This is a genomic window from Actibacterium ureilyticum, from assembly GCF_002285435.1.
Lineage (GTDB): Bacteria > Pseudomonadota > Alphaproteobacteria > Rhodobacterales > Rhodobacteraceae > Actibacterium_C > Actibacterium_C ureilyticum.
This window is the reverse complement of record NZ_NSBT01000037.1, coordinates 339204-361250: the sequence shown is the minus strand read 5'-3', so window position 1 is coordinate 361250 and position 22047 is coordinate 339204. Positions and strand designations below refer to the sequence as shown.

General features: G+C 66.7%; 25 protein-coding genes. 15 read left to right on the top strand and 10 right to left on the bottom strand.

The window, feature by feature from the left end:
* Positions 1 to 79: 79 nt before the first annotated feature.
* From CLM60_RS14650 to cysE, 13 genes are all read left to right on the top strand, one after another.
* Entirely contained in the window at positions 80 to 679 is a 600-nt protein-coding gene (locus tag CLM60_RS14650; RefSeq protein ID WP_095589873.1) for a head-tail connector protein, read from the top strand.
* Positions 676 to 1017, top strand: a complete 342-nt coding sequence (locus tag CLM60_RS14645; RefSeq protein ID WP_095589872.1) for a head-tail adaptor protein — start codon at positions 676 to 678, stop codon at positions 1015 to 1017. The genes CLM60_RS14650 and CLM60_RS14645 overlap by 4 nt, the downstream gene beginning before the upstream one ends.
* A complete protein-coding gene (locus CLM60_RS14640; RefSeq protein ID WP_095589871.1) occupies positions 1014 to 1424 on the top strand; it encodes a DUF3168 domain-containing protein in 411 nt (136 codons plus the stop codon). The genes CLM60_RS14645 and CLM60_RS14640 overlap by 4 nt, the downstream gene beginning before the upstream one ends.
* A gap of 23 nt (positions 1425 to 1447) precedes the next feature.
* Positions 1448 to 1861 (top strand): phage major tail protein, TP901-1 family, encoded by a 414-nt coding sequence (locus CLM60_RS14635; protein ID WP_036558676.1) that lies wholly within the window; start codon positions 1448 to 1450, stop codon positions 1859 to 1861.
* Positions 1861 to 2187: a gene transfer agent family protein gene (locus CLM60_RS14630; protein WP_095589870.1), complete on the top strand. Its 327-nt coding sequence runs from the start codon at positions 1861 to 1863 to the stop codon at positions 2185 to 2187. The genes CLM60_RS14635 and CLM60_RS14630 overlap by 1 nt, the downstream gene beginning before the upstream one ends.
* The gene (locus CLM60_RS14625; RefSeq protein WP_095589869.1) at positions 2174 to 2374 is read left to right on the top strand and encodes a rcc01693 family protein; all 201 of its coding nucleotides are present in this window, start codon (positions 2174 to 2176) and stop codon (positions 2372 to 2374) included. Before CLM60_RS14630 ends, CLM60_RS14625 begins: the two co-directional genes overlap by 14 nt.
* Positions 2371 to 3033 carry a phage tail tape measure protein gene (locus CLM60_RS14620; protein WP_095589868.1) on the top strand — a complete coding sequence of 221 codons (663 nt, stop codon included), beginning with the start codon at positions 2371 to 2373 and terminating at the stop codon, positions 3031 to 3033. The genes CLM60_RS14625 and CLM60_RS14620 overlap by 4 nt, the downstream gene beginning before the upstream one ends.
* 19 nt (positions 3034 to 3052) lie before the next feature.
* Positions 3053 to 3685 (top strand): DUF2460 domain-containing protein, encoded by a 633-nt coding sequence (locus CLM60_RS14615; protein WP_095589867.1) that lies wholly within the window; start codon positions 3053 to 3055, stop codon positions 3683 to 3685.
* On the top strand, positions 3685 to 4572 hold the full coding sequence (locus tag CLM60_RS14610) for a DUF2163 domain-containing protein (protein WP_095589866.1): 888 nt from the start codon (positions 3685 to 3687) through the stop codon (positions 4570 to 4572). Before CLM60_RS14615 ends, CLM60_RS14610 begins: the two co-directional genes overlap by 1 nt.
* Positions 4569 to 5012, top strand: coding sequence for an NlpC/P60 family protein (locus tag CLM60_RS14605; protein WP_095589865.1), 444 nt, complete (start codon positions 4569 to 4571; stop codon positions 5010 to 5012). Before CLM60_RS14610 ends, CLM60_RS14605 begins: the two co-directional genes overlap by 4 nt.
* Before the next feature lie 3 nt (positions 5013 to 5015).
* The gene (locus tag CLM60_RS14600) at positions 5016 to 8963 is read left to right on the top strand and encodes a baseplate multidomain protein megatron (protein ID WP_095589864.1); all 3948 of its coding nucleotides are present in this window, start codon (positions 5016 to 5018) and stop codon (positions 8961 to 8963) included.
* 17 nt (positions 8964 to 8980) lie between these two features.
* On the top strand, positions 8981 to 9262 hold the full coding sequence (locus tag CLM60_RS14595) for a DUF7742 family protein (protein WP_245848425.1): 282 nt from the start codon (positions 8981 to 8983) through the stop codon (positions 9260 to 9262).
* A 214-nt stretch (positions 9263 to 9476) separates the two neighbouring features.
* Positions 9477 to 10283, top strand: coding sequence for a serine O-acetyltransferase (gene cysE / locus CLM60_RS14590; RefSeq protein WP_095590716.1), 807 nt, complete (start codon positions 9477 to 9479; stop codon positions 10281 to 10283).
* Between the two features lie 40 nt (positions 10284 to 10323).
* Here cysE and CLM60_RS14585 read toward each other — a convergent pair whose 3' ends face one another.
* The 4 genes from CLM60_RS14585 to CLM60_RS14570 form a co-directional block, all read right to left on the bottom strand.
* Complete coding sequence (locus CLM60_RS14585; RefSeq protein ID WP_095589862.1) at positions 10324 to 11613, bottom strand: pyruvate dehydrogenase complex dihydrolipoamide acetyltransferase; 1290 nt, start codon at positions 11611 to 11613, stop codon at positions 10324 to 10326.
* A gap of 12 nt (positions 11614 to 11625) precedes the next feature.
* Positions 11626 to 12990 carry a pyruvate dehydrogenase complex E1 component subunit beta gene (locus CLM60_RS14580; protein ID WP_095589861.1) on the bottom strand — a complete coding sequence of 455 codons (1365 nt, stop codon included), beginning with the start codon at positions 12988 to 12990 and terminating at the stop codon, positions 11626 to 11628.
* 13 nt (positions 12991 to 13003) lie between these two features.
* Complete coding sequence (gene pdhA, locus CLM60_RS14575; protein ID WP_095589860.1) at positions 13004 to 13999, bottom strand: pyruvate dehydrogenase (acetyl-transferring) E1 component subunit alpha; 996 nt, start codon at positions 13997 to 13999, stop codon at positions 13004 to 13006.
* Between the two features lie 105 nt (positions 14000 to 14104).
* Positions 14105 to 14407 (bottom strand): FtsB family cell division protein, encoded by a 303-nt coding sequence (locus CLM60_RS14570; RefSeq protein WP_095589859.1) that lies wholly within the window; start codon positions 14405 to 14407, stop codon positions 14105 to 14107.
* Between the two features lie 140 nt (positions 14408 to 14547).
* Here CLM60_RS14570 and CLM60_RS14565 point away from each other — a divergent pair, with 140 nt between their 5' ends.
* Positions 14548 to 16164, top strand: coding sequence for an acyl-CoA dehydrogenase family protein (locus tag CLM60_RS14565; RefSeq protein ID WP_095589858.1), 1617 nt, complete (start codon positions 14548 to 14550; stop codon positions 16162 to 16164).
* Positions 16165 to 16247: 83 nt separating this feature from the next.
* Entirely contained in the window at positions 16248 to 17039 is a 792-nt protein-coding gene (locus tag CLM60_RS14560) for a DUF2189 domain-containing protein (protein ID WP_095589857.1), read from the top strand.
* Here the strand turns inward: CLM60_RS14560 and CLM60_RS14555 are convergent.
* From CLM60_RS14555 to bcp, 6 genes are all read right to left on the bottom strand, one after another.
* Positions 17036 to 17617, bottom strand: a complete 582-nt coding sequence (locus tag CLM60_RS14555; RefSeq protein WP_095589856.1) for a LysE family translocator — start codon at positions 17615 to 17617, stop codon at positions 17036 to 17038. The genes CLM60_RS14560 and CLM60_RS14555 overlap by 4 nt on opposite strands.
* A gap of 121 nt (positions 17618 to 17738) precedes the next feature.
* Positions 17739 to 18383, bottom strand: a complete 645-nt coding sequence (locus CLM60_RS14550; protein WP_095589855.1) for a MarC family protein — start codon at positions 18381 to 18383, stop codon at positions 17739 to 17741.
* Positions 18384 to 18535: 152 nt separating this feature from the next.
* Positions 18536 to 19060 carry a bactofilin family protein gene (locus CLM60_RS14545; protein ID WP_095589854.1) on the bottom strand — a complete coding sequence of 175 codons (525 nt, stop codon included), beginning with the start codon at positions 19058 to 19060 and terminating at the stop codon, positions 18536 to 18538.
* Entirely contained in the window at positions 19050 to 20366 is a 1317-nt protein-coding gene (locus CLM60_RS14540; protein ID WP_095589853.1) for a M23 family metallopeptidase, read from the bottom strand. Before CLM60_RS14540 ends, CLM60_RS14545 begins: the two co-directional genes overlap by 11 nt.
* 203 nt (positions 20367 to 20569) lie before the next feature.
* On the bottom strand, positions 20570 to 21391 hold the full coding sequence (locus tag CLM60_RS14535; protein WP_095589852.1) for a ferritin-like domain-containing protein: 822 nt from the start codon (positions 21389 to 21391) through the stop codon (positions 20570 to 20572).
* Between the two features lie 102 nt (positions 21392 to 21493).
* Positions 21494 to 21955 (bottom strand): thioredoxin-dependent thiol peroxidase, encoded by a 462-nt coding sequence (gene bcp, locus CLM60_RS14530; protein WP_095589851.1) that lies wholly within the window; start codon positions 21953 to 21955, stop codon positions 21494 to 21496.
* Between the last annotated feature and the right edge of the window lie 92 nt (positions 21956 to 22047).

The window sequence follows — 22047 nt, the reverse complement described above, 5'->3', positions numbered from 1 at the left end:
AGCTGCTCCCTCCGTCCGAGCAATGCGGGTGGCGCGCGCCTGACTTTCCCTTGGGGAGGGCGATAATCGGAGTTTTCAGATGATGTTGATCGAGCAGACCACAGTGCCCGCGGCGGCGCTGCCGGTGAGCCAATTCAAGGAGCATTTGCGGCTGGGCACGGGGTTTGCCGATGACGGGGCCGAGGATGCGTTGCTGGAGGCGCTGCTGCGGGCGGCGATGGCGGCGGTCGAGGCGCGCACCGGCAAGGTGTTGCTGGAGCGCGATTTCACCTGGCGCCTGACCGCGTGGCGCGGTGGCGACCGGCAGGCGCTGCCGGTGGCGCCGGTCAGCCTGATCGGGGCGCTGACGGTGACGGATCGCGACGGCAATGCCACGGTGATCGATCCCGGCGCCTATCGGCTGGAGCCCGACACGCATCGCCCGCATCTTGTGGCGGGCGGTGGTGTTCTGCCGACGATCCCGCTGGGTGGTCATGCCGTGGCCGGCTTTACCGCGGGCTTCGGCGCCGATTGGTCGACCGTGCCCGCCGATCTGGCGCAGGCGGTGTTCCTGTTGGCGGCGCATTATCACGAATACCGCCATGAGGCCGCCCATGGCGAGCGCGCGATGCCCTTTGGCGTGAGCGCGCTGGTCGAACGCTGGCGCACGGTGCGGATCCTGGGCGGGGGGCTGGCATGAGCGGCGCGCCCGTCCTGAACCGGCGGTTGCAGCTTGAGGCGCCGCAGCGCACCCCCGATGGCGCGGGCGGTTTCACCGAGACCTGGGCGCTGGTCGGCACGCTTTGGGCGGCTGTCACGCCCGGATCGGGGCGCGAGCGCAGCGGCAACCAGCTGACGCTGAGCCGGGTGCCCTATCGCATCGTGGTGCGTGGCGCCCCGGCGGGGGCCGCATCGCGCCCGCGCCCCGAGCAACGCTTCCGCGAGGGGGACCGGCTGTTTCGCATCCTGGCGGTGACCGAGCGCGACGCGCGTGGACACTATCTGACCTGTTTCGCCGAAGAGGAGGTGAGCGCATGAGCTATGCGGTTTCTGCCGCTTTGCAGGCGGCGGTGTTCCAGCGCCTGGTGGCCGACGCGCCGCTGGACGCGCTGGTGGATGGCGCGATCTATGACACGGTGCCGCCGGGCGCGGTGCCGTCGCTTTACGTCAGCCTTGGCCCCGAGGATGCGCGCGACCGGTCGGATGTGACCGGCGGCGGGGCCGAGCATGTCTTTACCGTCAGCGTGGTGACCGACGCGGCGGGGTTCCAGCAGGCCAAGGCGGTGGCGGGCGCGGTATCGGACGCGCTGGTCGATGCCGATCTGAGCCTGACGCGGGGCCAGCTGGTCAGCCTGAACTTTGACCGGGCGCGGGCCCGCCGGATCGAGAATGCCGATATCCGGCGCATCGATCTGAGCTTCCGCGCCCGCGTCTGCGATTCCTGACAATTTCCTTCGGAGTGACCCAAATGACGGCCCAAAACGGCAAGGACCTTCTGATCAAGCTCGACCTGACTGGTGGCGGGCAATTCGAGACCATCGCGGGGCTGCGCGCCACGCGGATCAATTTCAACGCCGAAACGGTGGATGTGACCAGCCTGGAAAGCGCCGGTGGCTGGCGCGAGCTGCTGGGCGGCGCGGGCGTGAAATCCGCCGGGCTTTCGGGATCGGGCGTGTTCAAGGACGCCAATACCGACGAGCGCGCGCGGCAGATCTTTTTCGACGGCGAAACGCCGGATTTCCAGGTGGTGATCCCCGATTTCGGCATTGTCGAGGGGCCGTTCCAGATCACCGGCATCGAATATGCGGGCAGCTATAACGGCGAGGCCACGTATGAGCTGAGCCTGGCCTCGGCCGGGGCGCTGGCGTTCACGGCGCTTTGATGGTGAACCCCTATGCGGGCGAGGTGGCGCTGGTGCTGGATGGCACGCGCCATGTGCTGAAGCTGACGCTGGGCGCGCTGGCCGAGCTGGAGGCCGAGTTGCAGGCCGACAGCCTGGTGGCGCTGATCGAGCGGTTCGAGACCGGGCACTACGCCACGCGCGACATGCTGGCGCTGTTGCTGGCGGGGCTGCGCGGTGGTGGCTGGCAGGGCAGCGCGGGCGATCTGGCGCGGGCCGAGATCGCCGGCGGCCCGGTCGAGGCCGCGCGGGTGGCCGCGACGCTGCTGGCACGCGCGTTCACGGTGCCGGGCGATGGCGCGGTTTGACTGGCCCGCCCTGATGCGGGCGGGTCTGTCGGGCCTGCGGCTGACCCCGGCGCAGTTCTGGGCGCTGACCCCGGCCGAGCTGGCGATGATGCTGGGGGCGGGGGGCGATGCCGCCCCGCTGTCGCGCGCGCGGTTGGAAGAGCTGGCGCGCGCTTTCCCCGATTTGCAAGAAAGGTCTGAGACATGACGGAACGGTTGGAGCTGGACGGGCTGTCCGACGATATCGACGCGCTGCAGCAAAGCCTGGGCGACACGCGCAGCATGGCGGCGGCCTTTGACGTGGAACTGGTCCGGATGCGGGAAAGCCTGACGCTGACCAGCGGGCAGGTGGGCAGCCTGTCGCGCGCCATTGGCAGCGGGCTGCGGGGCGCGTTCGACGGGCTGGTGTTCGACGGCATGCGCCTGTCGGATGCGATGCGGCAGGTGGCGCAGTCGATTTCGGACGCGGCCTATAACGCCGCGATCAAGCCGGTGCAGAACCAGTTGGGCGGGCTGTTCGCCAGCGGGATCGAGGGGCTGGTGCAGGCCGCCGTGCCTTTTGCCAAGGGCGGCAGTTTCACCCAAGGCCGCGTGATGCCCTTCGCCAATGGCGGGATCGTCAGCCAGGCCACCTATTTCCCGATGCGGGGCGGCACCGGCCTGATGGGTGAGGCAGGGCCAGAGGCGATCATGCCCCTGAGCCGGGGCAGCGACGGCCGGTTGGGGGTGCGCGCCGAGGGCGGGCGCCAGCCGGTCAACCTGACCATGAATATTTCGACCCCGGATGTGCGGGGGTTCCAGCGCAGCCAGAGCCAGATCGCGGCGGATATGAACCGCCTGCTGAGCCGTGGCCAGCGCAACAGCTGAACAAGGTAAGGAGGGAGCCATGGGATTTCACGAGGTCAGATTTCCGGCCAGCCTGAGTTTCGGATCGGTGGGCGGCCCAGAGCGCCGCACCGAGATCGTGACGCTGGCCAACGGGTTCGAGGAACGCAACACGCCCTGGGAACACGCGCGCCGCCGCTATGACGCGGGTGTCGGTCTGCGGTCGCTGGACGATGTCGAGGCGCTGATCGCGTTTTTCGAGGCCCGCCGGGGCCAGTTGAACGGGTTCCGGTGGAAGGACTGGTCGGATTACAAATCCGGCCTGCCATCGCGCGATGTGGCCTTTGACGATCAGCTGATCGCCATCGGGGACGGTCAGGCGCGGGCGTTCCAGTTGATCAAGACCTATGCCTCGGGTGGGGAACATTACGTCCGGCCGATCAAGAAGCCGGTCGCGGGATCGGTGCGGATCGGGGTCGATGGCGACGAATTGCAGGACGGTGTCCATTACCAGATCGACCTGGCGACCGGCATCGTCACCCTGACCGATATCCCCGATATCGATGCGGTGGTCAGCGCCGGGTACGAGTTCGACGTTCCGGTGCGGTTCGACACCGACCTGATCCAGACCTCGGTCTCGAGCTTCAAGGCAGGCGATGTGCCACGTGTGCCGGTGGTGGAGGTGCGGGTCTGATGGCGGTGACACAGGAATTGCAGGCGCATCTGTTGCAGGGGGTCACGACGCTGTGCCGGGCCTGGGACCTGACGCGCAAGGACGGCTGGGTCATGGGGTTCACCGATCACGATCTGGATCTGCGCTTTGACGGGCTGACCTATCGCGCGGATACCGGCATGACGGCCAAGGTGCTGAGCCAGAGCACGGGCCTGTCGGTGGACAATACCGAGGCGCTGGGCGCGCTGAGCGCCGTGGCGGTGACCGAGGAGGACATCCAGGCGGGCCGCTATGACGGGGCGCAGGTGCGGGCCTGGCTGGTGAACTGGACCGCGCCGGAACAGCGCGCGTTGCAGTTTCAGGGCACCATCGGCGAGATCACCCGCAGCGGCGGCGCGTTTCAGGCCGAGCTGCGCGGGTTGGCCGAGGCGCTGAACCAGGCACAGGGGCGGGTCTATCAAAAGCCCTGTTCGGCGATCCTGGGCGATGGCGGTTGCCGGTTCGATCTGGATACGCCCGGCTATAGCACCGAGCTGAGCGTGGAAACGGTCGAGGAGGCGCGGGTGTTCCGCTTCGCGCAGATCGGGGGGTTCGATGCGCGCTGGTTCGAGAACGGCCGGCTGGAGGTTCTGGACGGCGCTGCTGCCGGGCTGGCCGGGCTGGTCAAGAACGACCGCGAAGGCGGTGGGGCCCGGATGATCGAGCTGTGGCATTCGCTGCGCGCAGAGGTCGCGCCGGGGGACCGGATCAAGCTGGTCGCGGGCTGCGACAAGCGGTCGGAGACCTGCAAGGTGAAGTTCAACAACTTTCTGAATTTTCAGGGCTTTCCGCACATCCCCGGCGAGGATTGGCTGGTCAGCTATCCGGTGCGCGGACGGCGCAACAATGGCGGGAGCCTGCAGGGATGAGAGCGGTGTCACTGGCCGTGGTGGCCGAGGCGCGGCGCTGGATCGGCACGCCCTATCGCCATCAGGGGGCGGTGCGCGGGGCGGGCACCGATTGTCTGGGCCTGATCCGGGGCGTGTGGCGCGCGGTGCATGGGGCCGAGCCGGAACTGGTGCCGCCCTATACCGACGATTGGTCCGAACCGCAGGGCGAGGAAACCCTGTGGCAAGCCGCCGCGCGGCATCTGCGCGCCAAGCCGCTGGATCGGGCCGCGCCGGGTGATGTGTTGCTGTTCCGGATGCGCAGCGGGGCGGTGGCCAAGCATCTGGGCATTCAGGGGCGCGTGGGCGCCGAGGCAAGCTTTATCCATGCCTATTCCGAGCATGCGGTGCTGGAAAGCCCGCTGAGCGCCCCTTGGGCGCGCCGGATCGTGGCGCGGTTTGAATTTCCGGAAAGGGGCTGAGACATGGCAACGATTGTTCTTTCCGCGGTGGGCGCGGCGGCGGGGTCGGCCATTGGCGGGACCGCGCTGGGCCTGTCGAGCGTCGTGATCGGGCGCGCGGTCGGTGCGACGCTGGGCCGGGTGATCGATCAGAGCCTGCTGGGGGGCGGCTCGCAGGCGGTTGAAACCGGCAAGGTCGAGCGGTTCCGGATCGTGGGCGCCAGCGAGGGCAGCACGGTTGGCCAGATCTATGGCCGGACGCGGGTCGGCGGTCAGGTGATCTGGGCCTCGCGCTTTCGCGAGCGGCGCAGGACGACGACCAGTTCCGCCGGCGGCAAGGGCAGCGCGCCCAAGACCAAGACCACCACGTTTTCCTATTCGGTCAGCCTGGCGATTGCCTTGTGCGAGGGCGAGATCGCGCGGATCGGCCGGATCTGGGCCGACGGGATCGAGATCGAACCCGACACCCTGACCATGCGGGTCTATACCGGCGCCCAGGACCAGCTGCCCGACGCCAAGATCGAGGCGATCGAGGGGGCGGGCAATGTGCCGGCCTATCGCGGGCTGGCCTATGTGGTGATCGAGAACCTGCAACTGCGCCGGTTCGGCAACCGGGTGCCGCAGTTGTCGTTCGAGGTGGTGCGCCCTGCTCAGGCCGATGTGCCGGGGGGACAAAGTCTGCAAGGTCTGGTCAAGGGCGTGGCGCTGATCCCGGGCAGCGGCGAATATGCGCTGGCCACGACGCGGGTGCATTACGCCAATGGCGCGGGCCACAACCAGAGCGCCAATGTGAATTCGCCCAGCGGCAAGACCGATTTCGCGACCTCGCTGGAGGTGCTGGGCCAGGAATTGCCCAATGCGCAATCCACGCTGCTGGTGGCCAGCTGGTTCGGCGACGATCTGCGTTGCGGGACGTGCCAGTTGAAACCCAAGGTCGAGCAGAAACTGCTGGACGGGGCGCCGATGCCCTGGCGTGTGTCGGGGTTGGACCGCGACAGCGCCGATCAGGTGGCGACGGTCAACGGGGTCAAGCAATATGGCGGCACGCCCGCCGATGCCGCCGTGATCGAGGCCATTGCCGCGCTGCGGGACGCCGGCAAGGAGGTCGTGTTCTATCCCTTCATCCTGATGGATCAGGTGGCGGGCAACGGGCTGACCAACCCCTATACCGGGGCGGCCGAGCAGCCCGCCTTGCCTTGGCGGGGGCGGATCACCGGATCGCTGGCGCCGGGCGTGGCCGGATCGCCGGATCAAAGCTTGCAGGCCGAGATCGAGGTGGCCGATTTCTTTGGTCTGGCGTCGGTGTCGGATTTCAGCCCGGTCACGGAAACCGGCGTGAAAATTCCGTGGGCGGGGTCCTTTGACGCGGTGTCGGTGGCGTATAGCGGGCCGCATGAATGGTCCTATCGCCGGTTCATCCTGCATTACGCGCATCTGTGTGCGCTGGCGGGTGGCGTGGATGCGTTCTGTATCGGGTCGGAAATGCGTGGGTTGACGCAGCTGCGCGGCGCGGCGGGGTTTCCGGCGGTCGAGGCGCTGAAGCAGCTGGCCGTCGATGTGCGCACCATTCTGGGGCCGGGGGTCAAGATCGGCTATGCCGCTGACTGGTCGGAATATTTCGGCTATCACCCGCAGGACGGGTCGGGGGATGTCTATTTCCACCTGGACCCGCTTTGGGCGCATCCCGAGATCGATTTCATCGGCATCGACAATTACATGCCCGCATCCGACTGGCGGGATGGGGCCGATCATGCGGATGCCCATTGGGGTGCGATCTATGCCCAGGATTACCTGCAATCCAATATCGAGGGCGGCGAGGGGTATGACTGGTACTATCCCACGCCCGAGGCGCGCGAGAGCCAGCGCCGCGCCCCCATCACCGACGGCGCGCATGGCGAGGACTGGATTTATCGCTATAAGGATCTGCGCAGCTGGTGGCAGAACCCGCATCACGAGCGGATCGGCGGTGTCCGGCAGCCCGCATCCACCGTCTGGCAGCCGCAATCCAAGCCGTTCTGGTTCACCGAATTCGGCTGTGCCGCCGTCGACAAGGGCACCAACCAGCCCAACAAGTTCCTGGATCCCAAAAGTTCGGAATCCAGCGTGCCGCATTTTTCCAGCGGCGTGCGGGACGATCTGATCCAGGCGCAGTATCTGCGCGCGATGATCGACTATTGGGAGGACCCGGCGCGCAACCCGGTTTCGGACGTTTACGGCGGGCCGATGCTGGATATGTCGCGCGCCCATGCCTGGGCCTGGGACACGCGGCCTTTCCCGCATTTCCCGGCCAATACCGGCCTGTGGTCGGATGGCGAGAACTATGACCGGGGGCATTGGCTGAACGGGCGTGTGGGCAGCCAGGCGCTGGCGGCTGTGGTGGCCGAGATCTGTGCGCGCAGCGGGGTGACGGATGTGGATGTCACCCAGCTTTATGGTGCGGTGCGCGGCTATACGGTCGAGGATCTGGACGGCGCGCGCGCGGCCTTGCAGCCGCTGATGCTGGCCTTTGGCTTTGACGCGATCGAGCGGGACGGCAAGATCGTGTTCCGCAATCGCGACGGGCGCGAGCTGGGTGCGATCGACCCCGAGGCCCTGGTGCTGGAGGCCGATCAGGACGGGCGGATCGAACATGTCCGCGCGCCCGAGGCGGAAACCGCGGGGCGCGTACGGCTGACATTCGTCGAGGCCGAGGGCGATTACGAGGCGCGGGCGGCGGAGTCGATCTTTCCCGATGAGGAAAGCCAATCCGTCGCAGCCTCGGAATTCCCACTGGTGATGACCCAGGCCGAGGGGCGGGCCACGACCGAGCGCTGGCTGGCGGAATCGCGGGTCGCGCGGGACCGGGCGAATTTTGCGCTGCCATTGTCGCGGCTGGATATCGGGGCGGGGGATGTGGTGACGCTGCCCGATGGGCAGTACCGCATCGACCGGATCGATCAGGGCGAATCCCGCCGGGTCGAGGCGGTGCGGGTCGAGCCGGGTGTCTATGTCCCCTCGGACGCGACATCGACGCCGGCCAGCCTGCAGGCGTTTGTGCCGCCGGTGCCGGTCTATCCGGTGTTCATGGACCTGCCGCTGCTGACCGGGGAAGAGAGCCCGCATGCGCCTCATCTGGCGGTGACGGCGAACCCCTGGCCGGGGGCGGTGGCGGTCTATTCCGCGCCCGAGGATGCGGGCTATGCCGTGAACACCACGCTTTATGACGAGGCGACCATCGGGGTGACCGAGAGCGTTCTGCCCGCCGCGCGGCCCGCTCTTTGGGATCGTGGGCCAGCGTTGCGGGTGCGGCTGTTTTCCGGCGCCTTGTCGTCGGCGGATATGGCGCAGGTCCTGAACGGGGCCAATGTGGCCGCCATCGGCGATGGCAGTAGCGACAATTGGGAACTGTTCCAGTTCGCCGAGGCGCAGCTGGTCGATCCCGATACCTATGAGCTGAGGTTTCGGCTGCGGGGGCAGGCGGGCAGCGACGTGTCGATCCCGGCGGAGTGGCCCGAAGGCAGCCTTTTCGTGCTGATGGACGGGGTGCCAGAACAGCTGGATCTGAACATCGCCACCCGCGATCTGGCGCGGCACTACCGGATCGGGACCGAGGGGCGGGGTTATGACGATCCGTCTTTTGTCCACCGGGTCGAGGCGTTCAAGGGTATCGGCCTCAGACCGCTGTCGCCGGTGCATCTGCGGGCGCGGGAGCAGGCCAATGGCGACGCGCTGGTCACCTGGATCCGGCGCACGCGGATCGACGGTGACAGCTGGTCGGGGGTCGAGGTGCCGTTGGGCGAGGGCAGCGAGCTCTATCAGCTGCGTGTCCGGGCGCCGGGCGGGGCGGTGTTGTTCGAGACCTTTCTCAGCGCACCCAACTGGACTTATGGCGCCGCGCAGCGGGCGCTGGACGGGCCGGGCGTGACGGTCGAGGTGGCGCAGCTGTCCGATCAGTTCGGTGCGGGGCCGTTCACCGCCCTGACACTGGCCTGATCCGCATGCGGCCAGTCATGCACGGGGATGTGGTCAGCGCCGCGCGGGCGGTGCTGACCCTGCCAACCGGCGCGCGCCGGGCCGCGATCCGACGCCTGTTCGCCCGGGCCGAGGCCGCCGACCGGTACCGGTTGCGCCACGGGGTCGCGCACCCGCTTTGGGGCAACGGATCGCTGATGGCCGTGGCCCGGATGCAGCCGCTGCCGCCGGAACCGGCGCTGGGCGATACGGAATATTGCGCCTGTCTGGCCGATGTGTTCGAGGCGCTGATCGACTGGCACAAAGGCGTGCGGGCCTGACGGCTGGCGGGGCCCGGGGGCCGGTTCACGGCTTTTTGACGGGTGCGATTTGCGGTGCCATCGGCGCATGTCCGGGGCGAAGGCCCTGAAAAAGAAGGATCCCGGCTGCGATATTTCGGACTCATTCCATTTCCTGAACATCCCCATCAAAGGGTTGTATTTGGCCCGGCCTCTCTATCTGGTATAACGAAGGCGCCAAATGGAGGGATACACCATGGCCGAAACGCGTGCGAAGCTGGCGGAAATCGATCCGGTCTGGAACCGGATCTGTGCCGAGGCGGAGTATATCGTGAAGCAGGAGCCGCTTTTGGGCGGCCTGGTGCATTCCAGCATCCTGCATCACCCGACCCTTGAGCGGGCGCTGGCGCATCGGTTTGCGCTGAAGCTGGCATCGGGCGAGATGTCCGAGCAGATCCTGCGCGAGATCGCGGACGAGGCCTATGTCAACGACCCCGGTCTGGGCGAGGCGGCCCGCGCCGACCTGACGGCGGTGTTCGAGCGCGACCCGGCCTGCCACCGCTATGTACAGCCGCTGATGTATTTCAAGGGATTTCAGGCGGTGCAGGCCTATCGCATCGGGCATTGGCTGTTTGGTCAAGGCCGGTTCGACATGGCCTATTTCGTGCAGATGCGGATTTCCGAGCAGTTCGGGGTCGATATCCATCCCGCCGCGCGTATCGGCAAGGGGCTGATGATCGACCACGCGCATTCCATCGTGGTGGGCGAAACCGCCGTGGTGGGCGACAATGTGTCGATGCTGCATTCGGTCACGCTGGGCGGGACCGGCAAGGAAGAGGAAGACCGCCACCCCAAGATCGGCGACGGTGTCCTGATCGGCGCCGGGGCCAAGGTTCTGGGCAATATCAAGGTGGGCCATTGCAGCCGCGTGGCCGCAGGCTCGGTCGTGCTGCGCGATGTGCCGCCCTGTTCGACCGTGGCGGGCGTTCCGGCCAAGATCGTGGGCGAGGCCGGGTGCGATCAGCCGTCGGTCATGATGGACCACGTGATTTCCGGGAAGTGATCCCGGCGGCTGGCCCGGTTGACCGGGCCAGCGCTTTCGGTCAGGCCAGCATCGCCATCGGGTTTTCCAGATTGTCGACGATGGCCTGCAACAGCTTTGCCCCCAGCGCGCCGTCGATCACCCGGTGATCCACGCTTAGCGTGACCGACATCACGGTCGCCACCGCCACCGCGCCATCTTCGTTGACCACCGGTTTCTTCACCCCCGCGCCGACCGCCAGGATCGCGCCGTGAGGCGGGTTGATGACCGCGTCGAAATTGTCGATGCCGAACATGCCCAGGTTCGAGATCGCGAAGCTGCCGCCCTGGTATTCATGCGGGGCAAGCTTGCGGTCGCGGGCGCGGGCGGCGAGGTCTTTCATCTCGGCCGAGAGCGCCGACAGAGATTTGTTTTCCGCGTCCTGCAGCACCGGGGTGAAAAGCCCGCCCTCGATGGCGACGGCGACGGCCACGTCAGAGGGTTTCAGTTTCAGGATCCGGTCCCCGGCCCAGACGGCATTGGCGTCGGGTACCCGTTGCAGCGCCAGCGCGCAGGCCTTGATGATGAAGTCGTTGACCGACAGTTTCACACCGCGCGATTCCAGTTGCTTGTTCAGCTGGCTGCGGAAAGCCAGCAACGCATCCAGCCGAATGTCGCGGCGCAGATAGAAATGCGGGATGGTCTGCTTGGCTTCGGTCAGGCGGGCGGCGATGGTCTTGCGCATCCCGTCGAGCGCGACGTCCTGATAGTCGCGCCCCTCGTATATCTTCAGGATCGTGTCGGTTGCCGGGCCCGTGGGGGCGGCAGGTGCCGCCGCGGCTGGGGTGGGGGCCGCTGCCGGTTTGGGCGCGGCGGTCGCGCCCTCGACATCGGCCTTGACGATCCGGCCGCGCGGGCCGGATCCGGTGATCTGCGACAGATCCAGCCCCTTGTCCGCCGCGATCCGGCGGGCGAGGGGGCTGGCGAAGATGCGGCTTCCATCCGATTTCGGGGCCGGGGGGGCGGTTTTCTCGGCGGCCCCTTGGGGGGACGCCTCGGCAACCGCGGCGGCCGCAGGGGCGGCCTTGGGCGCCTCGGACGGGCTCGCAGCGATATCGTCGGCGCTTTCGCCATCGTCCAGCAGCACCGCAATCGGCGTGTTGACCTTGACCGATGGCGTGCCCTCGGCGACCAGCAGTTTGCCGATCACGCCTTCATCGACGGCTTCGAATTCCATCGTGGCCTTGTCGGTCTCGATCTCGGCCAGCAGGTCGCCAGAGGAGACCTCGTCCCCTTCCTTGACCAGCCATTTCGCGAGCGTGCCTTCCTCCATCGTGGGGGACAGCGCGGGCATCAGGATTTCCGTGGGCATCGCGTTTCTCCCTTACCGATAGGTCACGGCTTTGACGGCATCGATGACCTCTTTCGTGGTCACCAGCGCCAGCTTTTCCAGGTTCGCGGCATAGGGCATCGGCACGTCCTTGCCCGCGCAGTTCAGGACCGGCGCGTCGAGGCAATCGAAGGCGCGGGTCATGATTTCGGCACTCAGGTGGTTGCCGATGGAACAGACCGGGAAGCCTTCCTCGACCGTCACGCAGCGGTTGGTCTTCATCACCGAATTCACCACCGTGTCATAGTCGATCGGGCGCAGGGTGCGGAGGTCGATCACCTCGGCGCTGATGCCGTCCTCGGCCAGCTTGTCAGCGGCTTCGAGCGCATATTGCATCCCGATGCCGAAGCTGACGATGGTCACATCCGTGCCCTCGCGCCAGATCCGGGCCTTGCCGAAGGGGATGGTGAAATCGTCGAGCACCGGCACGTCGAAGCTGCGGCCATAGAGGATCTCGTTCTCCAGGAAAATCACCGGGTTGGGGTCGCGGATCGCCGATTTCAGCAGCCCCTTGGCGTCGGCGGCCGAATAGGGCTGCACCACCTTCAGCCCCGGAATGTGCGCATACCAGGCGGCATAGTCCTGGCTGTGCTGGGCGCCGACGCGGGCGGCGGCACCGTTGGGCCCGCGGAACACCATCGGCGCGCCCATCTGACCGCCGGACATGTAAAGCGTCTTGGCGGCCGAGTTGATGATCTGGTCGATCGCCTGCATCGCGAAGTTGAAGGTCATGAATTCGACGATGGGCCGCAGCCCGCCAAAGGCCGCGCCGACCGCGATGCCGGTGAAGCCATGTTCGGTGATCGGCGTGTCGATCACGCGTTTGGCGCCGAATTCGTCCAGCAACCCCTGGCTGACCTTATAGGCGCCCTGGTATTCGGCGACCTCTTCCCCCATCAGATAGACCGCCTCGTCGCGGCGCATTTCCTCGGCCATCGCATCGCGCAACGCCTCGCGCACGGTGGTCGATTTCATCTCGGTCCCCTCGGGGTAATCGGGCGCTGCCGGGGTCGACGTGACGGGCGCGGCCGGTGCGCTGGGGGCAGGGGCCTGGGCCTGAACCGGGGCGGGGTCCGGCGCGGCCGGGGCGCTGGCGGGGGCCGCATCGGCATCCTCGCCTTCCTCGACCAGCATGGCGATGGGGGTGTTGACCTTCACGCCCGCGGTGCCCTCGGCCACCAGGAGCTTGCCGACGATCCCCTCATCCACCGCTTCGAATTCCATCGTGGCCTTGTCGGTCTCGATCTCGGCCAGGATATCGCCGGACGATACAGTGTCGCCCTCGGCCACCAGCCATTTGGCCAGCGTGCCTTCCTCCATCGTGGGCGAGAGGGCGGGCATCAGTATTTCGGTTGCCATGGTCGTTCCTCCCTCAGGCCTCGGCGTAGATATCGGTGTAAAGCTCGTCGACCGACGGCTCGGGGCTGTCCTTCGAGAACTCGGCCGCCTCGTTCACGACGGCCTTGATGTCCTTGTCGATGGCTTTCAGCTCGTCCTCGGTCGCGTGTTTGCCGGTCAGCAGCATCTCGCGGACATGTTCGATGGCGTCGCGTTCCTCGCGCACCTTCTGGACCTCTTCGCGGGTGCGGTACTTGGCCGGGTCCGACATCGAATGGCCGCGATACCGGTATGTCTTCACTTCCAGAATATAGGGGCCCTTGCCCGCGCGGCAGTGTTTCACCGCCTTTTCGCCGGCTTCCTTGACCGCCAGCACGTCCATCCCGTCGACCTCTTCGCCGGGGATGCCGAACGCCTCGCCCCGGGTGTGGATATCGGGGGTCGAGGTCGAGCGCTGCATCGACGTGCCCATGGCATATTGGTTGTTCTCGATCACGAAGATCACCGGCAGATCCCAAAGCGCGGCCATGTTGAATGTCTCATAGACCTGGCCCTGGTTCGCCGCGCCGTCGCCGAAATAGGTGAAGGTCACGCGGCCGTTGCCCTTGTACTTGTCGGCAAAGGCCAGCCCCGCCCCGATGGGCACCTGCGCGCCGACGATGCCATGCCCGCCATAGAAATGCTTTTCCTTGGAAAACATGTGCATCGAGCCGCCCTTACCCTTGGAATAGCCGCCCTCGCGCCCGGTCAGCTCGGCCATCACGCCCTTGGGGTCCATCCCGCAGGCCAGCATGTGCCCGTGATCGCGATAGGAGGTGACGCGCTTGTCGCCATCCTCGGCCGCGGCCTCAAGGCCGACGACCACGGCCTCTTGCCCGATATAAAGGTGACAGAACCCGCCGATCAGGCCCATGCCGTAAAGCTGGCCGGCCTTTTCCTCGAACCGGCGGATCAGCAGCATCTCGCGATAGAACGCCAGAAGCTCTTCCTTCGATGTGTTGGGTTTGGGTGTGGTCTTGCGCGCGGCCATGCGGTCCTCCCTGACTGTCCCCCCATAGTTTAGCATTAAACTAAGACAGTCAAACACAAGCCGGGCAGGTTTCGCGGAATCCGGCCCGGAATTCGCGAAAGCGGGTCAGCGAATGACGATTTCGTCCGCGCGGATCAGACCCAGCACGCTGCGCGCCTGTTCGTCCAGCAGGTCCAGGTCCAGGTAATCGTCCGACAGCCGCCGGGTGCGGTTGCGCATGTCATCGAGCTGCGCCCGAAGCGCGGCATGTTCGGCCAGCAGCGCCTTCTTCTCGGCCTCGATCTGGACGCGGCGGAACAGCCCGTAATCTCCCTGCACGGCGGCAAAGGTGAAATAGGTGCCCAGGCACAGGGACAGTGCGAAAAACAGCACGGAACCCAGGGCGGGACGGGTACGGGGTTTGCTCATGGTCTGCCTCTTTGTCCGCCTCTGACGGGCGGTGAAAGGACCTTGCCACAGGTGATTCGCAAAGGGAATCCCCAAAATGGTGAAAACCGCATATTATCGCTGCAAATCGCGGATCTTTGCCGGGTGGAGGGGCAGCGGCGATGGCGGATATTCCGAACGGAAACGGTCAGGTCCTGAACCAGCCCGAACCGCCGGGCGACCGGGACCTGTGGCAGGGCGATCCGGGGCTTCGGGCGCTGTGCCTGCGGTTCGGCGGTGACCCCGGGGCGCTGCGCCCGCTGGCGGCCCGGCTGGGGCAGGCGGCGACCCGCGACATGGCGCGCCAGGCCGCCCGCAACCGCCCCGAGCTGCACCTGTTCGACCGGGGCGGGCGGCGGCTGGACGAGGTGCGGTTTCACCCCGCCTATCACGATCTGCTGGCGCTGGGGCTGGGCGCGGGCTATGCCGCCGGGCCTTGGACCGGGGGCAGCCATGTGACCCATGCCGCGCAGGTCTATCTGTTCAGCCAGGTCGAACCGGGTGTTTGCTGTCCGATGACCATGACCTATGCCGCCGTGCCCGCGCTTGCGGCGGATGCGGGGCTGAGGGCCGAATGGCGCCCGAAGCTGACCGCGCTGGCGCACGATCCCGCAATCGCGCCGCTGGCCGACAAGCGCGCCGCGACGCTGGGCATGGCGATGACCGAAAAACAGGGCGGCTCGGACGTGCGCAGCAACATGACGCTGGCCCGGCCCACCGGGGATACATACCGGCTGGAGGGGCACAAATGGTTCTGCTCGGCCCCGATGTCGGACGGGTTCCTGACACTGGCCCAGGCGCCGGGCGGTCTGACCTGTTTCCTGGTGCCGCGCTGGTTGCCGGGGGACACGCGCAACCCCATCCATCTGATGCGGCTGAAGGACAAGCTGGGCAACCACGCCAATGCCTCGGCCGAGATCGAATATCACGGCGCGCTGGCCCACAGGCTGGGGGACGAGGGCGCGGGCATCCGCACGATCATCGAGATGGTGCATCACACCCGGCTGGACACCGCGCTGGCGCCCGCGGGGCTGATGAAGGCCGCGCTGGACGAGGCGCTGTGGTGGTGCCGGGGCCGCCGGGTGTTCCAGCGCGCGCTGATCGACCAGCCGCTGATGCGTGCGGTGCTGGCCGATCTGGTGCTGGACTGGGCCGGTGCGCTGGCGCTGGGTCTGCGGGTGGCGGCGGCCTTCGATGGCACCACGCCGCCAGAGCGCGGCTTTGCCCGCGTGGCTGTGGCACTGGCCAAGTTCCTGTCGAACAAGCGCGCCCCCAATGTCATCTATGAATGCATGGAGGCGCTGGGGGGCATGGGCTATGTCGAGGATACGCCGCTGCCGATGCTCTATCGCGAGGCGCCGCTGAATTCCATCTGGGAGGGGTCGGGCAATGTCATCTGCCTGGACATCCTGCGCAGCCTGGATCGCGATGCCGATGCCGCGCACAGCCTGAACGCGGAACTGGAGGCCGCGCGCGGCGGCGACGCGTTCTTTGACCGGGCGCTGGCCGATCACCGCGCCCGCTGGCCCGCGCCGCCCGACCCGGACCTGGCGCGCTGGTACGTGGCCGAGCTGGCACAGCTTCTGACCGGCGCGGTGCTGTTGCGCAGCGCGCCCGACGCGGTGGCGCAGGGCTATCTGCGGACCCGGCTGGCGGGCCAGCGGGGCGCCGTCACGGGCGCGGTCGACGGTCTGGACGTGGCGGGCATCCTGTCCTGGGCCGACCCGCACGCGGTCTAGGGGTCAAGATTTTCCTTGCCCCGCGCGCGTCGCCTGTACTCTAATTCCCCTGCGTTTGAGGAGGCGCACGCAGGAGGACCCCGATGACCGACACCATGACCGCCCTGGCGCCCTCGCCACGTCCCGACATCGCAACGCTGAAGCTTCGCGACATCCGGGCGGCCCTGGCCGCCGGCTGGCGCGATTTCCGCCGCGCCCCGGCCTTCGGGCTGTTCTTCAGCGCCTTTTACGTGCTGCTCGGGATCGGCATGGTGGCCTTTGGCGCGGGGACAGTGACCTGGACGCTGGTCATGTCGCTGGGCTTTCCGCTGTTTGCGCCCTTTGCCGCCGTGGGCCTCTATGAGGTCAGCCATCGGCTGGAAACCGGCACGCCGCTGATCTGGCGCGAGGTTCTGGGCGTCGTCATCGCCGAAAAGGACCGCCAGATCCCGTGGATGGGCGCGATCATCGTGATCTATTTCCTGTTCTGGACCTTTCTGGCGCATATGATCTTTGCGCTTTTCATGGGGCTCAGCGTGCTGACCAATATCTCGTCCTCGTTCGATGCGTTCCTGACCGCCAACGGGCTGACCATGATCGCGGTCGAACTGGTGGTGGGGGCGGTCTTTGCCTTTGTGCTGTTCTGCCTGACGGTGGTCAGCCTGCCGCTGTTGCTGGACAAGGAAATCGACTTCGTCACCGCCATGCTGCTGAGTTTCGAAACGGTGAAGCGCAACCTGGCCGTCATGCTGATCTGGGCCGTCGTGATCGCCACGCTGGTCTTCTGGGCGATGGTGCCGCTGTTTCTGGGCCTGCTGGTGGTGCTGCCGGTGCTGGGCCATGCCACCTGGCACATGTATCGCCGCGCGCTGGTCGCGCCGGGGCAGGGCGCCTAGCCCGGGATCAGCAGCCACAGTGCGACACCGGCCAGCAGCGCGCCGAACACCAGGTTCATCCGCCGGGCGTTGCGCGCCGTCTGCAACGGCCGCAACAGCACATCCCCCGCCGCCGCCCACAGCACGAAAGCCACAAGGTTGTTCAGGGTGAACAGCGCGCTGATCCACAAAACCGGCGCCGGGCCCGTCGCCTGGGGCAGGAAGCGCGCGAACATCAGCGTCATGATGACGTAGGCCTTGGGGTTCAGCAGCAACAGCAACGCCCCTGCCGACCAGCCCGCCGGGTTGCCCTGTCGCGTCGTGGCCGAAAACCCCGCCCGCAACATGCCCAATGCCAGCCACAGCAAATAGGCCGCCCCCGCCACCCGCAGCACCGGCGCCAACACCGGCATCAGCCGCAGCAACCCGTCAAAACCCAGCCCGATGGCCAGCGTGACCGCAAATGTCGCCACATGATACCCCGCCAATGCCGGCACCGCCGCCCGCAGCCCGAACCGCGCGCCGGTGGCGGCAAAGAACAGGTTGCCGGGACCGGGGCTATAGGCCAGCGGGAACAGGAACAGGATCAGCTCGGGCATCGGGACCTCGGGGTGTGAAGATGCCCGATCCTGCGCCGGATCACCGCGCCACGCGATCCGGAACCTGCGCAATTGAAAAGCGTTGATGGCGCGGCCCAAGGTGGGCGGCGCCGTCTTGCCCTCAGGGGTCGGGCATTCCGGCGGACAGGTCGAAGACCCCCAATGCCTCGAACCCACCCAGGACGGAATCGACCGCGATTGTCGCCAGGATGATCCCCATGACGCGGCTGATCACGCTGGCGCCGGTGTTTCCGATCCACCTGTGGATCAGCGTCGCGGCCAACAGAAGGACCAGTGTCAGCACCAGCACGACCCCCAGAAGCGCGGCGGTCATCGCCTGTTCGGCGATGGATTGGCGATGATTGTCGGTCAGGACGACGATGGCCAGCATGGCACCGGGCGAGGCGATGGACGGGATCGCCATGGGAAAAACCGCCCCCGCAAGGTGATCGCGTTCGGCCTCTTCGATCTCGGTGGCGGGTTTGGAATTGCCGAAGATCATCGTCATCGCAAACAGGAACAGGACGATGCCGCCCGCGATCTGGAACGATCCCAGACGCAGGCCCAGCGTCTCCAGCAGAAACTGCCCGCCCAGCAAAAAGGCCATCAGAACAAGCGCGGCGATCGCGACGGCGCGAATGGCGAAACGGCGATGCAGATGTTTTGGAACGCTGCTGACCGCGAAAAGGAAAACGGGGATCGAACCAACCGGGTCAATGACGACAAGAAGCGTGATCAGCTCACGCAGCAGGCTGCTTGGATCCACGTTTGAACCATCCGGTTTATGTGTTGTGCCGCCGTTTCAAGCCGAAGCGGCCTTGTTTTCGATGCTGTAAACGGGTCGGCAATGCTGAAACGAAAGGGCACCGCAGATGCGATGCCCCGAAGCGTTCGACCCGATTGAGGTCGGTCTTGCGATCAGGCCTTCGGCGCGGCCGAGGGCGCGGGCGCCGCAGGCTTGGGCGCGGCAGGGCGGGCGCCGCCGGTGCTCAGCGGGTCGTCCTGGCGCTGAACCGAGCCTTCGAAATGGGCGCCGGATTCAATCGCGATGGTCTTGTGGATGATGTCGCCTTCGACCCGCGCGGTCGATGTCAGGCGCACCTTCAGCCCGCGCACGCGGCCGATGATGCGGCCATTGATGACGACATCGTCTGCCACAACCTCGCCCTTGATCGTGGCGCCTTCGCCCACGGTCAGAAGATGGGCGCGGATGTCGCCTTCGATCACGCCTTCGACCTGAATGTCGCCGGATGTCTTGAGATTGCCGGTGATGGTCAGGTCGGACGACAGCACCGATGCCGGCGGCTTTGCCTTGGGCGGGGTGCTCATGCCCAGGTCGCTTTTGGGGGCCACGGGCGGCAGGCTGCTCTCCGGGGCGCCGGTTTGTTCGGCGTCGCCTGCCTGCTTGGGTCCGGGTTCGTTGATCCTGCTTTTAGAAAACATCTCTTGCTGCCTTGATATAGGTCATCGGATTGACGGGCTTTCCCCCCACCCGCACTTCGTAGTGTAGATGCGTTCCGGTGGAACGGCCAGAGTTTCCCATATCACCAATCCGTTCCCCGCGCGAGACCCTTTGCCCCACCTTGACCCGGATTTGCGACAGGTGCGCATAACGCGTTTCGATGCCGAAATCATGCTTGATCTTGATCAGCCGGCCATAGCCCGACGACCAGTCCGCATGCACCACCACGCCATCGGCGGTCGAATAGATCGGGGTGCCGTGGCTGGCGGCGAAATCGGTGCCGTTATGCATCCGGCCCCAGCGCGGCCCGAATCCGCTGGTAAAGCGAAAGGCCGATTTCACCGGCACGTCGAACGGCGCCTTCTGGGCGGCGATCCGGTACAGGTTCATCCGGTCCAGACCCTTCAGGATGTCGTTGGCGCGCAGCTCGTCGGCGGTCGGATCCTCGCCCTTGGTGGAAAACGACAGCGGCGTCAGCGGGCCGCCCTGGCCGGAATAGCCGTTGCGCACCTGCGCGATCAGGCTGTCAGGCGGCAGGCCGGCGGCGCGGAACATCTTGTCCAGCGGCTCGACCGACACGGTCAGCGCCTCTTCCAGCTTCTCGAAGATCTTGTCGTTGCGGTCCTGCATCAGGCGCCGCTCGTAATCCATGGTCTCGACCAGCTCGATCGCGGCGGCGGCATCGGCGGCCACGGTGTCGCGTTCGGTCGCGGTCAGGTTCAGCGCATCCGACAGGAAGGTCACGGTCTCGGTCAGGTCGTCGACCTGTCCGTTCCGGGTGCGGGTCGTGCCCGTCACCTCGGCCAGCTCGGTGCGCGCGCGGCTTTCCCCGGCGCGGGCCACATCGCGATCCTTCATCGTGTCGCGCAGGGTGGACTGGATCACGCGGATGCCGGTTTCCAGCTCCTTGCGGCGCTCTTCCGAGGCCAGAAGCTTCGACTGCATCGCCGAAACCTCGGCCAGCGCGTCGTTGAACCGGTCCTGCGCGGCGGCGGCCTCGTGCGACCGCAGATCGCGCTCCTCGGCCATCGCGTTCAGCCGGGTTTCGTACAAAAGCTGTTCGCGCGCGGCCTGCTCGCGCAGGTTGCCCGACCCGATACTGTCCATCAGCACGATCGCCGCCGCAACGATGGCCCAGGCCACCACGACGGCCGATCCGGCCAGGGCAATCAGTTGGGTGTGGGGTTTCAGGCGGATAAATCGGGTCGCGGTATCGCTGCGCAGGTAAAGCCGCTGCTCGGGCAGCATGCGTTCAAGTCTGGCGTTCAATCGGTTCTGCGATTGCATCCTGTGCCCCAAGCCTTTTTTATCTCCACCGCACCCGCGCGGTGTCCGGCCGCGGGGTCCTAAGCTGCTTAGCCAGTCGGCAAAAACGCTGCAACATTTTTGAGCACCCAACAGCGCCGCCCCGCCGGTCGGGGCGGGTAAGTGGCGGATTTTCGCCGACTTTCACCCCCCGAACGGCGCCCTGGTCCCCGATCCGCGGCCGATCACCGCAGGTTGCTGCCCTCGGCCAGCGGCCAATAGAAATCCGGCGGCAGACCGGCCTCGGCCCGCTTTTCCTCGTTGAAGGGGGGCTTCAGCGCGCCGTGGAAATAGCGGCGCACCAGATCGTGGAACACCTCCTTGGGGTCCAGGTCATGCCGCCCGCACAGGAAGTGGAACCATTTGGAGCCATAGGCGACATGGCCCACCTCCTCGCCATAGATCACCTCCAGCGCGGCAACTGCGGCGTCATCACCGGCCTTGCGAAAGATCTCGATCATGCCCGGCGTCACATCCAGGCCGCGCGCCTCCAGCACCATCGGCACCACCGCCAGCCGCCCCATCAGATCGTCCACCGTATCCTCGGCCGCGCGCCACATTCCGGCATGGGCGGGCAGGGCGCCGTAATGGCTGCCCGACGCCTCCAGGCAATCGGATACCAGGTTGAAATGCTTGGATTCCTCGTCCGCCGCCCGCACCCAGTCGTCGTAAAACCCCATCGGCATCGGCACCTCCCCGAACCGCGCGATCAGATCCCAGTGCAGATCGACGGCGTTCAGCTCGATATGCGCCACCGCATGCAGCAGCGCGATGCGCCCCGCCGGGCTGCCCGGCTTGCGCTTGGGCACGTCGCGCGGATCCAGAAGGTCGGGCTTTTCGGGCCGCGCTGGCCGCAGCGGGGGTGCGGCCACCCCCACCGGGATCGGATCGCCCGCGTCACGCGCGGCAAACCACGCCGCCGCATGGGTCCGCGACAGGGCGGTCTTGGCGCGGCCATCGGCGGTGGTCAGAACCGCAACGGCCATTTCTGTCAGGGTCTGGGGCATGGGGCATATCCTGCTATCGTCATCGCCACGGATATGGCCCGACAGCAGGGGGCAGGTAAACCCGCGCCCCCTTCATTGCTCCAAAAATACTCCGGCGCGCGCTTACAGCCCGCGCACCGCCTCCAGGACCGCGTCGGCATGGCCCGGCACCTTGACCTTGCGCCAGACCTGCGCGATCCGCCCGTCACCGCCGATCAGAAAGGTCGCCCGCTCGATCCCCATGTATTTCTTGCCATACATGTTCTTTTCCCCCCAGACGCCGAACTGCTCGCACACATCGCCCTCGGCATCCGACAGAAGCGGCACCGCCAAATCGTGCTTGGCGCGGAACTTCTCGTGCTTTGCCACGGGGTCCTTGGAAATGCCGAAGACCCGCGCGCCCGCGGCCTCGAACTCGGCCAGCTGTTCGGTAAAGGCGATCGCCTCCTTGGTGCAGCCCGGCGTGTCGTCCTTGGGATAGAAATACAGCACCACCGGCGCGGGGCGCAGCGCCGACAGCGTGACCGTGTCGCCGCCATCGCGGGGCAGGGTGAAATCCGGGGCGGTGTCACCGATATCTGGCATCTGGTTGTGATCCTTCGTTCGCGCTAGAGTGCATGTCATAAATGATGCGACGGAAAATAAAGCCGCCGCCGTAAGAGGCAAGAGGCCGCCGC

Bases quoted from the DNA above. Each gene is read 5' to 3' on its own strand.
- CLM60_RS14580 (WP_095589861.1), bottom strand. From the start codon at position 12,990: ATGGCAACCGAAATACTGATGCCCGCCCTCTCGCCCACGATGGAGGAA.
- CLM60_RS14650 (WP_095589873.1), top strand. From the start codon at position 80: ATGATGTTGATCGAGCAGACCACAGTGCCCGCGGCGGCGCTGCCGGTG.
- CLM60_RS14640 (WP_095589871.1), top strand. From the start codon at position 1,014: ATGAGCTATGCGGTTTCTGCCGCTTTGCAGGCGGCGGTGTTCCAGCGC.
- bcp (WP_095589851.1), bottom strand. From the start codon at position 21,955: ATGCCAGATATCGGTGACACCGCCCCGGATTTCACCCTGCCCCGCGAT.
- CLM60_RS14620 (WP_095589868.1), top strand. From the start codon at position 2,371: ATGACGGAACGGTTGGAGCTGGACGGGCTGTCCGACGATATCGACGCG.
- CLM60_RS14555 (WP_095589856.1), bottom strand. From the start codon at position 17,617: ATGCCCGAGCTGATCCTGTTCCTGTTCCCGCTGGCCTATAGCCCCGGT.
- pdhA (WP_095589860.1), bottom strand. From the start codon at position 13,999: ATGGCCGCGCGCAAGACCACACCCAAACCCAACACATCGAAGGAAGAG.
- CLM60_RS14625 (WP_095589869.1), top strand. From the start codon at position 2,174: ATGGCGCGGTTTGACTGGCCCGCCCTGATGCGGGCGGGTCTGTCGGGC.
- CLM60_RS14540 (WP_095589853.1), bottom strand. From the start codon at position 20,366: ATGCAATCGCAGAACCGATTGAACGCCAGACTTGAACGCATGCTGCCC.
- CLM60_RS14605 (WP_095589865.1), top strand. From the start codon at position 4,569: ATGAGAGCGGTGTCACTGGCCGTGGTGGCCGAGGCGCGGCGCTGGATC.
- CLM60_RS14645 (WP_095589872.1), top strand. From the start codon at position 676: ATGAGCGGCGCGCCCGTCCTGAACCGGCGGTTGCAGCTTGAGGCGCCG.
- CLM60_RS14545 (WP_095589854.1), bottom strand. From the start codon at position 19,060: ATGTTTTCTAAAAGCAGGATCAACGAACCCGGACCCAAGCAGGCAGGC.
- CLM60_RS14565 (WP_095589858.1), top strand. From the start codon at position 14,548: ATGGCGGATATTCCGAACGGAAACGGTCAGGTCCTGAACCAGCCCGAA.
- CLM60_RS14585 (WP_095589862.1), bottom strand. From the start codon at position 11,613: ATGCCCACGGAAATCCTGATGCCCGCGCTGTCCCCCACGATGGAGGAA.
- CLM60_RS14610 (WP_095589866.1), top strand. From the start codon at position 3,685: ATGGCGGTGACACAGGAATTGCAGGCGCATCTGTTGCAGGGGGTCACG.
- CLM60_RS14535 (WP_095589852.1), bottom strand. From the start codon at position 21,391: ATGCCCCAGACCCTGACAGAAATGGCCGTTGCGGTTCTGACCACCGCC.
- CLM60_RS14600 (WP_095589864.1), top strand. From the start codon at position 5,016: ATGGCAACGATTGTTCTTTCCGCGGTGGGCGCGGCGGCGGGGTCGGCC.
- CLM60_RS14595 (WP_245848425.1), top strand. From the start codon at position 8,981: ATGCACGGGGATGTGGTCAGCGCCGCGCGGGCGGTGCTGACCCTGCCA.
- CLM60_RS14570 (WP_095589859.1), bottom strand. From the start codon at position 14,407: ATGAGCAAACCCCGTACCCGTCCCGCCCTGGGTTCCGTGCTGTTTTTC.
- CLM60_RS14615 (WP_095589867.1), top strand. From the start codon at position 3,053: ATGGGATTTCACGAGGTCAGATTTCCGGCCAGCCTGAGTTTCGGATCG.
- cysE (WP_095590716.1), top strand. From the start codon at position 9,477: ATGGCCGAAACGCGTGCGAAGCTGGCGGAAATCGATCCGGTCTGGAAC.
- CLM60_RS14560 (WP_095589857.1), top strand. From the start codon at position 16,248: ATGACCGACACCATGACCGCCCTGGCGCCCTCGCCACGTCCCGACATC.
- CLM60_RS14630 (WP_095589870.1), top strand. From the start codon at position 1,861: ATGGTGAACCCCTATGCGGGCGAGGTGGCGCTGGTGCTGGATGGCACG.
- CLM60_RS14635 (WP_036558676.1), top strand. From the start codon at position 1,448: ATGACGGCCCAAAACGGCAAGGACCTTCTGATCAAGCTCGACCTGACT.